General features: G+C 62.7%; 1 protein-coding gene. It reads right to left on the reverse strand.

Annotation, left to right across the window (positions count from 1 at the left end; genetic code table 11):
• Positions 1-42: 42 nt before the first annotated feature.
• A partial coding sequence (locus tag AUC69_RS06125; protein ID WP_204377278.1) for a hypothetical protein occupies positions 43-1,244 on the reverse strand: 1,202 nt, incomplete at its 5' end.

Consider the following 1,244-nt stretch of genomic DNA (forward strand, 5'->3'; position numbering starts at 1 on the left):
GCGACGTCCCCTCCGTACCCAGAGCGGCCCCCCGATGCTTCCTCAATATTGATAGCCGAGTCCGAAGATGACCTTCTCGACGTCGGTGAAGTAAGTGTCCGCTTGGTAGTTGGCGTATTTGGCTTCGGCGTAGAAGCCGCTGCGTAGCGGCAGATAGGCGTAGAAGTCGAACTCCGAGCCGTAGTCGAGGTCCTGCACGGCGGAGCGGAACTCATGATACTGGGCGAGCAGCAGCAGCCCGTCGAAATAGCTGAACGGCCCGCCGGTATTGGCGGCGACCTTGTATTTCAGCTCGCCGTAGAAGTCCTGCAGGCCGGTCGGCGGGATCACCAGGAACACATCGGCGAAGCCGTTGAAGATATGGCCGGTGGCCAGCGGCGTCTGGAACGCGGCGAAGCCGTTGTCGCTGCCGAGCAGCTCGTAGATGAGCGTCCCCGTCAGCCCGCCCGTGGTCAGCCCCTGCTCGACCCGCACATAGTCGGCGTCGTAGTCGACCGGCGCGTCGCCATAGCTCGTCTGATGGGCGTATTCGAAGCGGTAGTTGTATTTGAGCGTGCCGCCGGCGGGCTTGGAGCCCTTGAGGAAGCCGCCATAGCTGGCGTTCGACAGCCGGTCGAGATTGTAGAGGTCCATCAGATAGGTGTAGGCGGTGAGCGTGCCGAAGGAGAGCTCCTTACTCTCCAGATGCATCAGATGGACGTTGGAGTGGATGTTGCCGACGGGCGAGTCGTCGCTGAAGATGCGATTGACGTTGCCGATATAGGCATAAAGCAACGTGACGCCGGGCAACGCCGTGACGGTCGCCTTGGCGCCGTCGAAGGTCTGATCGTTCTGGCGCCAGGCGACCGAGCCGACATAGCGGAGGTTGTCGAGATTCTCGAGATAGCGGCCGCCGAGAAGCGCCACGCCGGGAATGCTGAGAGACTCCAGATAGGCTTGATCGACCTCCGCGGACTCGACGTCGACGACGACCGGGTACTGGGTCCTGCCGTTGATGGTGTTGTTGAAGTCGTCCGGCCCGATCTCGACCACGAACTCGCCCTCGACGCCGGCGCGGAAGCCGTGAAAGAAGCCGGACTCGACGCCGGTCTTGTTGCGCACCGTCGAGGCGCGCGCGTCCTTGGGCAGATTGGCCTGGTCGACATATTCATAGCGGTAGCGGGTGTCGGTCCAGAACCGGCCGTTCAAGATGCCCGTATGCGGCGCTGATACGGCCCGGTCTCGGCGCCCACTTGCGGATCGTA

This window comes from Methyloceanibacter superfactus (assembly GCF_001723305.1).
GTDB lineage: Bacteria > Pseudomonadota > Alphaproteobacteria > Rhizobiales > Methyloligellaceae > Methyloceanibacter > Methyloceanibacter superfactus.